The sequence below is a fragment of the Pseudomonas sp. MD195_PC81_125 genome (assembly GCF_014060985.1).
Lineage (GTDB): Bacteria > Pseudomonadota > Gammaproteobacteria > Pseudomonadales > Pseudomonadaceae > Aquipseudomonas > Aquipseudomonas parakoreensis.
Map to the genome: position 1 here is coordinate 1 of NZ_JABULD010000588.1, position 13323 is coordinate 13323.

Consider the following 13323-nt stretch of genomic DNA (forward strand, 5'->3'; position numbering starts at 1 on the left):
TTCTGCAGGTTCGAAGCCATTGGGTGGCCCATGATGCCGGTGCCGATAAATCCGATTTTAGCCATGAGAAAATCCTCTTGTTTTTGTGTGGCTCTCTGTAGGAGCTGGCGAAGCCTGCGATCTTTTGATCTTGATCTTGAAAAGCAAAGTCAAAAGATCGCAGCCTTCGGCAGCTCCTACAGGAATGACCGTGTTCGATCAGATTGCGTTATGCGTTTTGAGCCAGCCCAGACCGGCCTCTGTGGTAGTCAGCGGCTTGTATTCACAGCCGACCCAACCCTGATAACCAATCCGATCCAGGTGTTCGAACAGGAAGCGGTAGTTGATCTCGCCAGTGCCCGGCTCGTTGCGTCCCGGGTTGTCCGCGAGCTGCATATGGTTGATCTCGGCCAGGTGCGATTGCAGGGTGCGGGCCAGATCGCCTTCCATGATTTGCATGTGGTAGATGTCGTATTGCAGGAACAGGTTGGCGCTGCCGACCTGCTCGCGAATCGACAGGCTTGCGCCGTGTTGTTCAGGTAGAAGCCCGGGATGTCGCGGGTGTTGATCGCTTCCATCACCAGTTTGATGCCCGCCGCCTGCAGCTTGTCGGCCGCGTACTTGAGGTTGGCGACGAAGGTCTTTTCCACGGTGGCATCGTCGACGCCTTGCGGGCGGATACCGGCCAGGCAGTTGACCTGGGTGTTGCCCAGCACCTGCGCGTAGGCAATCGCCAGATCGACCCCGGCGCGGAACTCTTCAACGCGATCCGGCAGGCAGGCGATACCGCGCTCACCCTTGGCCCAGTCACCGGCCGGCAGATTGAACAGCACTTGGGTCAGCCCGTTGGCATCGAGCTTTGCCTTGATTTCGGCAGAGCTGAAGTCGTACGGGAACAGGTATTCCACACCACTGAAACCGGCCTTGGCGGCGGCGTCGAAACGGGCAAGGAAATCCTGTTCGGTGAACAGCATGGACAGGTTGGCTGCGAAACGCGGCATGGTGGTCTCCTGTTGCGAATTAATGATGATGGCTTTGTGTAGGAGCTGCCGCAGGCTGCGATCTTTTGATCTTGATCCTGAAAAACAAGATCAAAAGACCGCAGCCTGCGGCAGCTCCTACAGGGGAGTAACCGCGGCCATCAAATCCCGGCAGATCAGTCGAGCAGCGAAATCGCCGTTGGCGCGTCGTTGCCGACCAGCGCCAGGTCTTCGAATTCGTTGACGGCGTTGATCTCGGTCCCCATGGAGATGTTGGTCACACGCTCCAGGATGATTTCGACGATCACCGGCACCTTGAACTCTTCGATCAGCTCTTCGGCCTTGCGCAGGGCAGGGGCGATGTCCGCCGGTTCGAACACACGCAGCGCTTTACAGCCCAGGCCTTCGGCGACGGCGACGTGGTCGACACCGTAACCGTTGAGTTCCGGCGCGTTCAGGTTATCGAAGGACAGCTGCACGCAGTAGTCCATTTCGAACCCGCGCTGCGCCTGACGGATCAGGCCCAGGTACGAGTTGTTCACCACGACGTGGATGTAAGGCAGTTTGAACTGAGCGCCGACCGCCAGCTCCTCGATCATGAACTGGAAGTCATAGTCCCCCGACAGGGCCACGACTTTACGGTTCGGATCGGCCTTGACCACGCCCAGCGCTGCCGGAATGGTCCAGCCCAACGGGCCGGCCTGACCGCAGTTGATCCAGTGGCGCGGCTTGTAGACGTGCAGGAACTGCGCGCCGGCAATCTGCGACAGACCAATGGTGCTGACGTAGCAGGTGTCTTTGCCGAACACCTGGTTCATTTCTTCGTAAACGCGTTGCGGCTTGACCGGCACGTTGTCGAAGTGGGTTTTGCGCTGCAGGCTGGCCTTGCGCTGCTGGCAATCCTGCAGCCAGGCACTGCGGTTTTTCAGCTTGCCGGCGGCTTGCCATTCGCGGGCGACTTCGATGAACACGGTCAGCGCGGCAGCGGCGTCGGAGACGATACCCAGGTCCGGGGTGAACACGCGGCCGATCTGCGTGCCTTCGATGTCGACATGAATGAACTTGCGACCTTCGGTGTAGACGTCGACCGAACCGGTGTGACGGTTGGCCCAACGGTTACCGATGCCCAGCACCACATCGGATTTGAGCATCGTCGCATTGCCGTAACGGTGCGACGTCTGCAGACCGACCATGCCGACCATCAGCGGGTGATCGTCAGGAATGGTGCCCCAGCCCATCAGGGTCGGGATCACCGGAATACCGGTCAGCTCGGCGAACTCCACCAGAAGATCGCTGGCGTCGGCGTTGATGATGCCGCCACCGGCTACCAGCAATGGACGCTCGGCCTGATCCAGCAGCGCCAGCGCCTTTTCGACCTGAACGCGGCTCGCGGTCGGTTTGGCCAGCGGCAGTGGCTGGTACGCGTCGATGTCGAATTCGATTTCAGCCATCTGCACGTCGAATGGCAGGTCGATCAGCACCGGGCCTGGACGGCCGGAGCGCATTTCGTAGAAGGCTTTCTGGAACGCGTAAGGTACCTGGCCCGGCTCCAGAACGGTGGTCGCCCACTTGGTGACGGGCTTGACGATGCTGGTGATGTCGACCGCCTGGAAGTCTTCCTTGTGCATACGGGCGCGGGGTGCCTGGCCGGTAATGCAGAGGATCGGAATCGAGTCGGCCGAGGCGCTGTAGAGCCCGGTGACCATGTCGGTACCGGCCGGGCCGGACGTACCGATGCACACGCCGATGTTGCCGGCCTTGGTGCGGGTGTACCCCTCGGCCATGTGCGACGCGCCTTCGACGTGGCGAGCGAGGACGTGATCGATGCCACCGACTTTTTTCAGTGCGGAGTACAGCGGGTTGATCGCTGCACCCGGAATGCCAAAAGCGGTATCAACCCCTTCACGGCGCATCACCAGAACGGCGGCTTCGATTGCTCTCATTTTGCTCATGGTTTTGTGCCTCTTTACGTTTTGTAATTGTATACAAGTGGCTTTGCGCAGAGTGTATTCACGGCGGACGGCGCAGGTCAATCCATTTTCTCAAGCGTCTGTTTCATTCGTCGGAAGCCATTTTTACTGTGGCTTTTCGTCGCATGTTGGCGCTTTTCGAGAATTATTGTATACAAAAAAATAATTCATTGTGTTCTATTTGTGGCATCGGGCTGCGGCACAAACGCGCAGCTCCACGACTTTCCCAATAACAAAATGAGGACGGCACCATGAGCGCTTTAACCTTGAAAGTCGCAGTCAACCTGGTCGAACAGGCCATCACTACGGGGCGCGGGATCAACGCCGCGCCGCTGACCATCGCGGTACTCGACACCGGCGGCCACCTGATCACCCTGCAACGCGAAGACGGCGCCAGCCTGCTGCGCCCGAACATCGCCATCGGCAAAGCCTGGGGCGCCATCGCCCTGGGCAAGGGCTCACGCCTGCTGGCACTGGATGCGCAACAACGCCCGGCGTTCATCGCCGCACTCAACAGCATGGGCCAGGGCAGCGTCGTGCCTGCGCCGGGCGGGGTGTTGATTCGTGATCAGGCGGGAAATGTGCTGGGCGCGATCGGGATCAGCGGCGATCTGTCGGATATTGACGAGCAGGTCGCGATCAGGGCTGTGGAGGCGTTGGAGTTGAGGGCGGATGCGGGGGTGGCTGCTTGATTTTGTAGCGTCTGAACTGAAGTTTTCGCGAGCAAGCTCGCTCCCACAGGTTTGTGTTCTGACACATAAAGTGTGAACACCTCAAATCTCCTGTGGGAGCGAGCTTGCTCGCGAAGGCGATTCAACGGACACATCTGGCTAACAGTCTTGACGCTTCCTCCCCGTGTGCAGATCTAACCTTTCAGGTCATCTCTTGAAAGGGGCAAAGGAATGCCGAAAATTTCCGCTTCACATCGCTTGCGCTTTGGTCGTTACGACGAGCTCAACCGAATTTATCTGCTGACTGCCAATACGCTAAATCGCGAACCTGTTTTCCGCGATTTTGCGTTAGGCAGGTTGGTCGTTGCCCAATTTCGAAGCGCCCAAGAGCAGGGCTTTGCCAACTCTTTGGCGTGGGTGGTTATGCCTGACCACTTCCATTGGTTGATCGATTTGAAGCGAGGTTCCTTGAGTGACCTGATGCAACGGACAAAATCCTTAAGCGCGCGGGCAGTGAATCTGGCTGCGAATAGAGAAGGCAGCCTATGGCAGCAGGGATTTCACGATAGGGCACTACGGCGAGAGGAGGATCTGGTGAAAATAGCGCGATATGTCGTGGCCAACCCATTGCGGGCAGGTTTAGTGCAGAAGCTTGGCGACTATCCGCTGTGGGATGCCATTTGGGTCTGACAGTCAAACCTGGTCGCTCCATTCGCGAGCAAGCTCGCTCCCACATTGGATCTGCGGCGTTCACAAATCCCTGTGGGAGCGAGCTTGCTCGCGAAGCAGTCACCGCGGTCTATCAGTCCGGCTCGCACCCCTTCAACACCAACCGGATAATTGTCTGCGCCGCCGCCTCGTAATCCGCCTCGTCCAGCTTGTCCTTGCCGGTAACTGCAGAAATCTGCCAGTCGAAGTCGGCGTAGGTCTGGGTCGCGGCCCAGATGCTGAACATCAGGTGGTTGGGGTCGAGCGGGGCGATCTGGCCGCGGTCGATCCAGCTCTGGATGCAGTCGATGTTGTGCTTGGCCTGGCTGTTGAGCTGCTCGACCAGGTCGGCGCTCAGGTGCGGGGCGCCGTGCATGATTTCGCTGGCGAACACTTTGGAGGCGAAGGGCAGGTCGCGGGAGATGCGGATCTTCGAGCGAATGTAGCCGCTGAGCACTTCGCTCGGCACGCCGTCCGGGTTGAACGGGGTCGAGGCCTGCAGGATCGGCACGATGATGCTTTCCAGCACCTCGCGGTAGAGGTTTTCCTTGGACTTGAAGTAGTAGTAGACGTTGGGCTTGGGCAATCCTGCCTTGGCGGCGATGTCGCTGGTTTTGGTCGCAGCGAAGCCCTTGTCGGCGAATTCCTCACTGGCGGCACGCAGGATCAGTTCTTTGTTGCGCTCGCGGATTGTGCTCATAAACCCGGTGGTTCCTTGCCTGTTCTGGCGGTTGCGCATGGTAGCACCGGCCTCGCGCATGGCTCAAGAATGCCCCGTGTGGCCCGCAGTCGCGGTATGCTGCGCGGCATTATTCACATAAGGAAACACGATTCATGGCAGGAAGCAGTTTGCTGGTGCTGATCGACGATATTGCCACCGTTCTGGATGACGTGGCGTTGATGAGCAAAATGGCCGCGAAGAAGACCGCCGGGGTACTCGGCGATGATCTGGCGCTCAATGCCCAGCAAGTCTCCGGGGTTCGCGCCGAGCGGGAAATTCCCGTGGTCTGGGCGGTGGCCAAGGGCTCGTTCGTCAACAAACTGATTCTGGTGCCGTCGGCGCTGGCGATCAGCGCATTTGTGCCGTGGCTGGTGACGCCGCTGCTGATGGTCGGCGGCGCGTACCTGTGTTTCGAAGGCTTCGAGAAACTCGCGCACAAATTCCTGCACAGCAAGGCCGAAGATGATGCCGACCACGCGCAACTGAGCGCGGCGGTGGCCGAGCCGACCACCGATCTGGTGGCCTACGAAAAGGACAAGATCAAAGGCGCAATCCGCACCGACTTTATCCTCTCCGCAGAAATCATCGCCATTACCCTCGGCACCGTAGCCGACGCTTCGCTGACCCAGCAAGTGATCGTGATGTCGGGCATCGCCATCGTCATGACCGTGGGCGTTTATGGTCTGGTGGCCGGCATCGTCAAACTCGACGACCTCGGTCTGTGGCTGACGCAGAAATCCGGCTCGGCAGCAAAAAGCATCGGCAATGCGATCCTGCGCGCCGCGCCGTACATGATGAAAGGCCTGTCGGTGATCGGTACAGCGGCGATGTTCCTCGTCGGTGGCGGCATCCTGACCCACGGCATCCCGGTGGTTCATCACTGGATTGAAAGTGTCGGCGCAGCGGCTGGCAGTGCCGGGTTTGCCGTGCCTGTGTTGCTCAATGGCGTAGCGGGGATTATCGCAGGCGCGGCGGTGCTGGCGGTGGTGTCGGTCGTGGGCAAAATCTGGCGTGCGATCAAGGGATAAACCCATCACCCCTGCTCGCGAAGGCGTCGAGTCAGTCACCCCTTTCGGGTCTGATGCACCGCATTCGCGAGCAGGCTCGCTCCCACACTGGATTTCAGTGATCCATGAAAAAGGGCCATTCGACTCGCATCGAATGGCCCTTTTTTGTTGCCGCTGAAGTTACTCGGCAATCTGCAGCTTGCGCGACTCGGTGTAGACGTAGCGCACTTTCTCGTACTCGAACGGCGAGTTCATCTGGCCGTAGCGGAAGTTGGTCTGGTAGCGCTTGTCGACTGCACGCAGGGCCCAGATTTCCGGGTGGTTTTCGCTGACTTTCGACACGTTCAGGTAGTTGATCGCCGATTCGGCGGTGTAGTCCACGGCCAGGCCGGCGGTATCGCGGATGTTCGACGGGCCGAGGATCGGCAAGACGAAGTAGGCGCCGCCCGGTACGCCGTAGAAACCCAAGGTCTGACCGAAGTCTTCGCTCTGGCGCGGCAGGCCCATGGCGGTCGCCGGGTCCCACAGGCCGGCAATGCCGATGGTGGTATTGAGCAACAGGCGCGCGGTGGTTTCCATCGAACGCTTGCCCTTGAACTGCAGCAGGCTGTTGACCAGGTTTGGCACATCGCCGAGGTTGTTGAAGAAGTTGCTCACCCCGGTGCGCAGGAAGCTCGGCGTCACATAGCGATAACCGTCGACCACCGGCAGGAACACCCATTGGTCGAAGCGGTAATTGAAGTGGTAGACGCGGCGGTTCCACGACTCCAGCGGGTCATAGACGTTGAGCGCGTTGAGTGTCGAACGTTCGAACTCGCGTTGGTCCAGCCCCGGGTTGAACTTGAGTTTGGACAGCGGCTCCTTGAAGCCGTCGCTGTCGACCACCACTGGCGCGTTGGCTTTGCTGTTGTCGGCCTGGGCCACGCCTGCACTGAGGAGCGCTGCAATCAGCAGGAGATATTTAGCCACGGAAGAACTCCAGCATGGCGTCGCTGTTGACGCGGTAGTTAAGGTTGCCGCAATGGCCGCCCAGTGGGTAAACAGTCAGGCGATCGCCGAAGGTCTTGCGCAGGAAACCCAGGTCGCCAGGGCCGAGGATCACGTCGTCAGCGTTGTGCATGACCGCGATTTTCGGGCTGTCATGCAGGTAATCCTTGAGTGCGTACAGGCTGACCTGGTCGATCAGTTGCAGCAGGCTGCCGCCGTCGGTACGGGCGCGCCACATCGGGATCACCTGTTCGGTCAGGTAGCAGTCGAAGTCGCATTGCAGCGCACGCTTGAGAAACGGCGTGAGGCTGGTGCCTTCGGTGATCGGGAATTTCGGCGGAGTGATCAGGCCCCGACGGTTGATCAGATCGGAGGTGAAGGCAATGTCGGCGGCCGAGAAGCGGAACGAGGTGCCGATCAGCATCGCCATCTGCTCGTTGGTCAGGTGCTGTTTGGACTGCTGGAAGTCGTAGAGCAGGGCGTCGTTGAGGTCGATGTAGCCTTTCTGCTGGAAGTAGCGGGTCAGCTTGTTCAGCACCAGTTCATAGAAAGTGGTGCTGTTGTTGATGCCCTTCACCTCGGTCTGTACCAGCTTGTCGAGGTTGCTGATGGACGTGTAGAGGTTGACCGGCGGGTTGAGCAGCAAGACTTTCTTGAAGTTGAAACTGCGTCGGGTCTCGTCCAGGTGCGCGACGAACGCGGCATCCAGCGCGCCAAGGCTGTAGCCGCTGAGGTAGTACTCGGTGACCGGCAGTTTCGGATGTTGCGCGCGCACGGCCTGCATCACCCGGTACATGTCTTCGGCGTCTTCCTTGGTGATGCCCGGGGTGGCGAAGCGTGAAGCGGCGCTGATGAAGTCGAAGCTGGTTGGCGACGACAACTGCACGACGTTGTAGCCGGCCTTGTAATAAAGCTTCTTCAGGTACTCATTGAGCGAACTGTCATAACGCGCACCGGTGCCGGCGATCAGGAAGATCAGCGGCGCCGGTTTGTCCTGCTCGGCGATACGGTAGGTGAGTTTTTTCACCGGCCAGAAGTTGTCCGGGAGGATGAAGGCCCGTTCCGGGCGCAGGGTGATGCTGTGGTCGGACTGATTGATCTCGTCGTTCGACGGCAACTCCGGACGCAGGTCCGGTGGCGTGGTGGCGATGGTCGCCTCGAACGGGTTGGTCAGGGGATAGCCATAACTGGCGGCATCGATATCCACCGCCAGTGCGGACGCACTCAGAATAAGGCCGCTGAACAGCGCGGCGAAGCGCAAGGAACGGAGCATGACTGGATCCCTTAAAGGAAGGTGCCGAATGAAGTTCGCAGGCTATGACCACCGGGCTTGCGCCAAAGTGCCATGCCTCGGCACCAAACAGGCAGAATTCGGAGTAATAGTAGCTGGACGATACACTCTGCAAGGCGCGGATGACCAGTTAACAGTTGTTAGTGCTTGCCAATGCGTGCGGGCAGATTAAGCTGGCCGCCGATTTCGTTGATTGGAGAGATTCATGTCCCGCCGCTTGCCCGTGATTCTGTTGCTCGTGCTGTTGCCGCTGTGGCTGGCCGCCAGTTATGGCGCGCGTTATGGCTTCATGGAGGATGGGCAGTGGGTCGGCATCTGCGTCGATGAGGCGAGCCGCTGGGAATGCGCGGTGCGCTCGAACCTGGGACTGATGATTCACTTCAAGGTATTGGGCTGGACCGCGCTGGGTGCGGGCGCTGCTGGGTTTTGTGCTGCCGGGGGCGGGCAGGGTGGTGGCTGGCGGTGCTGGCGCTGGTGTTCGGGTTGCCGGCGCTGGCGTTGTACAACACGACGCTGGCGGTGTTTGCGGTGGTGATTGCCGGATTGCGGCTGGTCCGGGCATCCCGCAGCGCCTGACAGAAAAAGATCGCAGCCTTCGCAGCTCCTGCAAGGGGCAGTGAACCCTGTAGGAGCTGCCGAAAGGCTGCGATCTTTTGATCTTTAAACCTCTACAGGCTTTCAGGTATCTCTGTTTCAGACTCGGTCTTCGTGCGCGCAGGTCGCGGTATCAATGCCTGGATCACATCATCAAGCAAAGCCTTGCCCATCACCGTCAGGTAATGCGCAGCCCAGGCATGGCGGTCGGTGTCTTTGATGAAGGCGGCGTCCTCGGCGAAGGATTTGGCGAGGGACAGCAGGTCGGAAGATTGGGACAGGGCATCGATGATCGGGATGCCGGCGCGGACGTTGAAGAACGCTTGATCCGAGTGGTAGAGGAAGGGGGTGCAGCCGATGGTTTTAACGTTTGCGGGTCCGTGCAGATCAGTTTCGGTCATCGTGTTACTCCTTGGTTCGAAGTGCCGCGACTTTCGTTACCACACGAAAGGGAGGCAACTGTACGCGGGGTGGTAAACCGGGAACCAAGGAAACCGGCACGCTCGAAAGCGTCCCACGCACAGCCGCCATTACTCGATGAGCGGGCTCTTGCGCTGGTTTCTCCGGGTTACCACACCCGATCGCTGAATGGGTCAGCGACGTCCGGAGAGTATCTCGTCAAAAAACCGCGCAATAGAGCCGCAAAGCGCCCGAACACGAGTTTCGGAGTTTGCCTACAAGGTCTGTGGGCGTCATCTGATATTGCGAAACTGGAAGTAAACGATACTAAACGTCTGACACGAACTGGCGTGTGCAAATGAGCGAGACGCGTATGACGGAATCATCGAAACAAGAAAAGCAGGATGATCTCGAGAACCTTCGGATTGAAGCGCAAGCTATGGAGCGATTGATCAACTTCGATCCGGCTCAAGCGATCAGCCATTACGATATGCGGGCAAGATACGCCTGCCGGGGCTAATGATTACTTGAGTCCAGCGCAATTCCCCTGTGGGAGCGAGCTTGCTCGCGAAGGCGTAGTGTCAGCCGGCGAATCTGTTGACTGACCCGCCGCATTCGCGAGCAAGCTCGCTCCCACAGGGAATTTAGCTGGAGGCTGGAATGTAAAAAAGCCCCCCGCAACCGTGAGGCTGCGGGGGCTTTTTTTATCAGCTCAGATCACTCTGCCGGCTGATCCTTGCTCTGACGCTTTTCTATCAAGTCCACCAGACGCTTGGCCAGCGCCGGGTAGTTCTCGTCGAAGTGGTGGCCACCAGGCAGTTTCACCGCTTCGCCCACCGCAGTCTTGTCGGTGCAGCCGCTCTCGTCGGTCTCTTCGGCGCCGTAGATGCACACCACTTTGGCGGCGGGCAGCTTGGCCATTTCCGGGCCGGTGGCGGCTTCTTTGCCGGCGTTGCCGAGCCAGCCTTCGACTTCGATTTCGAAGCTGCCGGTGCGGGCGAAGGCCAGCAGGATGATGGCGTCGACGCGTTGCTGCTCGGTGTCCGGCAGGCGGTTGTAAATCGCCGGCAGGACGTCGGCACCGAACGAGTAACCGGTGAGGATGAAGCGCTTGGTGCCCCATTTCTGGCGGTAGTGCTGCATCAGTTCGGTCAGATCCAGTGCGCTTTGCTCCGGGCTCTTGTGCTGCCAGTAGTAGCGCAGGGTGTCGATGCCGACCACCGGGTAACCGATCTTGGCCATCTCGCCGGCCACGTCGCGGTCGAGGTCGCGCCAGCCGCCGTCACCGGAAAGGAACAGGGTCACGGTGTCCTTGGCCTGACCGGCCGGCACTTCAACCACCGGGATCGCCAGACCACCGTTGGCCTTGTCGCCGCCGACGAGGATCTTGCGCAGTTCGTTGTTCAGCACTTGCGGCAGGTTGATGTCGTAGTCGCTGATGCTGGTTTCGGCGTTCGGTTGATCGCGCACGAAACCGGCGCTGGTGTCGTCCGGGTTGTCGTTCCACGCCACCAGCCAGTGGCCGTGGGCCGCGGATTTCGGCAGCAGGTGGGTGCAGCCAGGTTTTTCCAGGGCCAGGTCAACCGAGATGGCCTGGGCCTTGTCGTCCTTCTGCTCGGACAACCAGCGCCAGGCCAGTACCGCGCCAGGGCCGATCCCGCTGACCAGCGTGGCCGGGCCATTCAGTTCGCGCAGGCCGGTTTGCAGGGCGCGGCTCTGTTGCAGGCAGTCCTTGGGCAGAATCACCTGAACGATCTGCGCCGAGGCGCTGCGGCTCAGGGTGCTCAATTGGTTGTCGGTCAGCTTCTGGTCGTCATTGACCGCGACCAGCACCTGAGCCTTGGGCTGGGTGCCGGGAATGACGCGGGTCATGACCGTGCCGTCGGCAGCCGTCAGTGGTTGCAGTGTCGGTTGCGGTGCCGGGCGTTTGAGGTACCAGTAACCGCCGCCGGCAATCACGGCCAGCACGATCAGTGCGGCCAGGATGTACTTCAGGGAGCGTTGAATCATCAGCGTTTCACCAATCCAGTCAAGCCGCCCGCGATCAGGGCAGCAGTATCGGCCAGCGCCACCAGCGGATCGAGTCCGGCGGGCACTGCCATATAACGGGGTTCCCAGTCAGGCTGGAACTTGTCTTTGAAGCGGCGCAAGCCTTGGAAGTTGTACAGCTGCTCACCACGGCGGAAGACCATCGAGCCCAGACGCTGGGTCAGCGGTGCACCTCGCCGGGGTTGCAACCCCGACAACGGCACCATGCCCAGGCTGAAGCGCGCGTATCCGTGACTCTTATAGTGTTGAATCAGGCCGACCATGAGGAACTCCATGGTCAGCTTGGGGGCGTCCGGGTGCGAGCGCATCAGGTCGAGACTGGCCAGGTCATGGCTGTAAGTCTCGAGCAGGTTGGCGAACGCCACCGGGCGGCCTTCGAAGCGAATCACCGCAATGCGGAAATGCTTCAGATAATCGTCGCTGAAACGGCCGAGGGAGAAGCCTTTCTCGCGCACGTTCTTGCCGGTCAGCCACGCATCGGAAATCACTTTCAACTCATCCATCGGCGCCTGGCCCGGCTCATGGATTTCCAGCGACAGACCGTCGCGGGTGCCACGGTTCCAGGTGTAGCGCAGGTCCTTCATCTCCTTGCCCTTGGCTTCCAGGTCAAAGCGATGCAGATCGACCCGGGCTTCTTCGCCGAGCTTGATCGCGGTCAGGCCGATGTCCATGTAGTACGGCAGGTTCTCGGCGCGCACCTGATAGAACACCGGACGGGTGTGATGGATGTCGCACAGGTCGCGGAACTGCCAGATCATCTCGGCACGCTGCTGGCCGGGGCCGATCGGGTCGTACAGCGCCACCAGGCTGCGGCCGCGACGGGCGTACATCAGGAACGCCTCGTCGTTGGGGTGAAACAGCAGCGCCTTGTCACCGGTCAGGGCGAGACCGCCATCGGGTTGCGACGAGGCCATCAGGATTTTCGCGGCGCGATCCAGTTCGTCCGGGGTGGGCAGATGAATCACCGGGCGTGCGGTGCGCAGCAGCCAGGTCAGGGCGATCACCAGCAACAGCACCGCCGCGCCGAGCAGCGAGCGCAGGCCGCGCGGGGCGTCAGCGTCGAGGGTGAACTGCCACCACAGTTGATGGCTGTACGGCACGTCCTGATAGGCGAACAGCAGCAGCCAGGTCGAAGCGCCCAATACACACAGGCTGGCCACCAGATACAGCGGCGAGAACGGCAGTTCGGTCAGTCGACTCGGACGATAGAACGAACGGCGGAACACCCCGAGCAGCGCCGCGGTGAGCGTCATCAGCGTGGCTTCTTCCCAGTCGAAGCCTTTGAGCAGCGACAGCAGGGCGCCGACCAGCAACAGAATGGTGGTCAGCATCCACGCGGCCGACAGGCGACGGCGCAGGCCCTGAGCGAGCAACAGACACAACACGCCAATCAGGCTGGCGCCGAAGTGCGAGGCGTCGACCAGGCGATGCGGGATCAGAAACCCGATGTGTTCAAGGCGCGTATCAATCTCCGGGGTGGCGCCGGAAAACAGCAGTACCACACCGGACAGGAACACCAGCACTGCCAGAATCGGCGCGGCCAGACCGGACGCGGCGCGCATGGTCTGGGTCTGGAACAGGCGCTGGCCTTCGTTGATCAGCAAAAAACAGGCAGGCCACCAGCAGCGGCAGCACCACGTAGATCAGGCGATACAGCAGCAGGGCGGCGGCCAGTGGCGCGGCCCCGAGGGTATCGGCGAACGCGGCGAGCAGGATCGCTTCGAAGACCCCGACACCTCCCGGTACATGGCTGAGGACGCCAGCGGCCAGGGCCAGCAGGTACACCAGCAGGAAGGCGCCGAACGGCGGGGCTTCCGGCAGCAGCAGATAGAGCACGGTGGCGGCGGCGGCGACGTCGAGGGCGGTGATGATCAGTTGCAGGAAGGTCAGGCGCCGGCCCGGCAGGCGCAATGTGCGGCGACCGACCCTGACCAGCAGGTTGTCGCGGTATGGCTGTTCCGGCAGGC

The 13323-nt window shown here is 60.5% G+C and carries 11 protein-coding genes and 3 pseudogenes; 5 read left to right on the plus strand and 9 right to left on the minus strand.

Going from position 1 to position 13323, the window contains the following annotated elements; genetic code table 11:
• From HT737_RS23855 to gcl, 3 genes and pseudogenes are all read right to left on the minus strand, one after another.
• Positions 1-65 (minus strand): NAD(P)-binding domain-containing protein (locus HT737_RS23855; RefSeq protein ID WP_182404136.1); only part of this gene is annotated, 65 nt, incomplete at its 3' end.
• A 133-nt stretch (positions 66-198) separates the two neighbouring features.
• Positions 199-980 (minus strand): annotated as a pseudogene (gene hyi, locus HT737_RS23860) (hydroxypyruvate isomerase).
• Between the two features lie 155 nt (positions 981-1135).
• Positions 1136-2911 carry a glyoxylate carboligase gene (gcl, locus tag HT737_RS23865; RefSeq protein ID WP_041072901.1) on the minus strand — a complete coding sequence of 592 codons (1776 nt, stop codon included), beginning with the start codon at positions 2909-2911 and terminating at the stop codon, positions 1136-1138.
• A 269-nt stretch (positions 2912-3180) separates the two neighbouring features.
• Here gcl and HT737_RS23870 point away from each other — a divergent pair, with 269 nt between their 5' ends.
• Positions 3181-3621 carry a heme-binding protein gene (locus tag HT737_RS23870; protein WP_047292613.1) on the plus strand — a complete coding sequence of 147 codons (441 nt, stop codon included), beginning with the start codon at positions 3181-3183 and terminating at the stop codon, positions 3619-3621.
• A 210-nt stretch (positions 3622-3831) separates the two neighbouring features.
• Positions 3832-4290, plus strand: a complete 459-nt coding sequence (locus HT737_RS23875; protein WP_182404135.1) for a transposase — start codon at positions 3832-3834, stop codon at positions 4288-4290.
• Between the two features lie 112 nt (positions 4291-4402).
• Here the strand turns inward: HT737_RS23875 and HT737_RS23880 are convergent, their stop codons facing one another.
• Entirely contained in the window at positions 4403-5008 is a 606-nt protein-coding gene (locus HT737_RS23880; protein ID WP_047292618.1) for a TetR/AcrR family transcriptional regulator, read from the minus strand.
• A 134-nt stretch (positions 5009-5142) separates the two neighbouring features.
• On the opposite strand from HT737_RS23880, the gene HT737_RS23885 reads away from it, so the two are divergent.
• Positions 5143-6057 carry a DUF808 domain-containing protein gene (locus HT737_RS23885; protein WP_121184391.1) on the plus strand — a complete coding sequence of 305 codons (915 nt, stop codon included), beginning with the start codon at positions 5143-5145 and terminating at the stop codon, positions 6055-6057.
• A 159-nt stretch (positions 6058-6216) separates the two neighbouring features.
• Here HT737_RS23885 and HT737_RS23890 read toward each other — a convergent pair whose 3' ends face one another.
• Together HT737_RS23890 and HT737_RS23895 are read right to left on the minus strand one after the other, a co-directional pair.
• Positions 6217-7005: a VacJ family lipoprotein gene (locus HT737_RS23890; protein WP_041072896.1), complete on the minus strand. Its 789-nt coding sequence runs from the start codon at positions 7003-7005 to the stop codon at positions 6217-6219.
• The gene (locus tag HT737_RS23895; RefSeq protein ID WP_041072894.1) at positions 6998-8296 is read right to left on the minus strand and encodes a serine/threonine protein kinase; all 1299 of its coding nucleotides are present in this window, start codon (positions 8294-8296) and stop codon (positions 6998-7000) included. Before HT737_RS23895 ends, HT737_RS23890 begins: the two co-directional genes overlap by 8 nt.
• 223 nt (positions 8297-8519) lie before the next feature.
• Between HT737_RS23895 and HT737_RS23900 the strand changes: the two are divergent.
• Positions 8520-8890 (plus strand): annotated as a pseudogene (locus HT737_RS23900) (hypothetical protein).
• 92 nt (positions 8891-8982) lie between these two features.
• Here the strand turns inward: HT737_RS23900 and HT737_RS23905 are convergent.
• Positions 8983-9309 carry a DUF3077 domain-containing protein gene (locus HT737_RS23905; RefSeq protein WP_047292006.1) on the minus strand — a complete coding sequence of 109 codons (327 nt, stop codon included), beginning with the start codon at positions 9307-9309 and terminating at the stop codon, positions 8983-8985.
• A gap of 356 nt (positions 9310-9665) precedes the next feature.
• Here HT737_RS23905 and HT737_RS23910 point away from each other — a divergent pair, with 356 nt between their 5' ends.
• Complete coding sequence (locus HT737_RS23910; protein WP_179294938.1) at positions 9666-9827, plus strand: hypothetical protein; 162 nt, start codon at positions 9666-9668, stop codon at positions 9825-9827.
• A 197-nt stretch (positions 9828-10024) separates the two neighbouring features.
• Here the strand turns inward: HT737_RS23910 and HT737_RS23915 are convergent, their stop codons facing one another.
• Positions 10025-11317 (minus strand): virulence factor family protein, encoded by a 1293-nt coding sequence (locus HT737_RS23915; protein WP_007964390.1) that lies wholly within the window; start codon positions 11315-11317, stop codon positions 10025-10027.
• Positions 11317-13323, minus strand: a pseudogene (mprF, locus tag HT737_RS23920) (bifunctional lysylphosphatidylglycerol flippase/synthetase MprF); the annotation flags it as partial. The pseudogene mprF and the gene HT737_RS23915, both read right to left, overlap by 1 nt.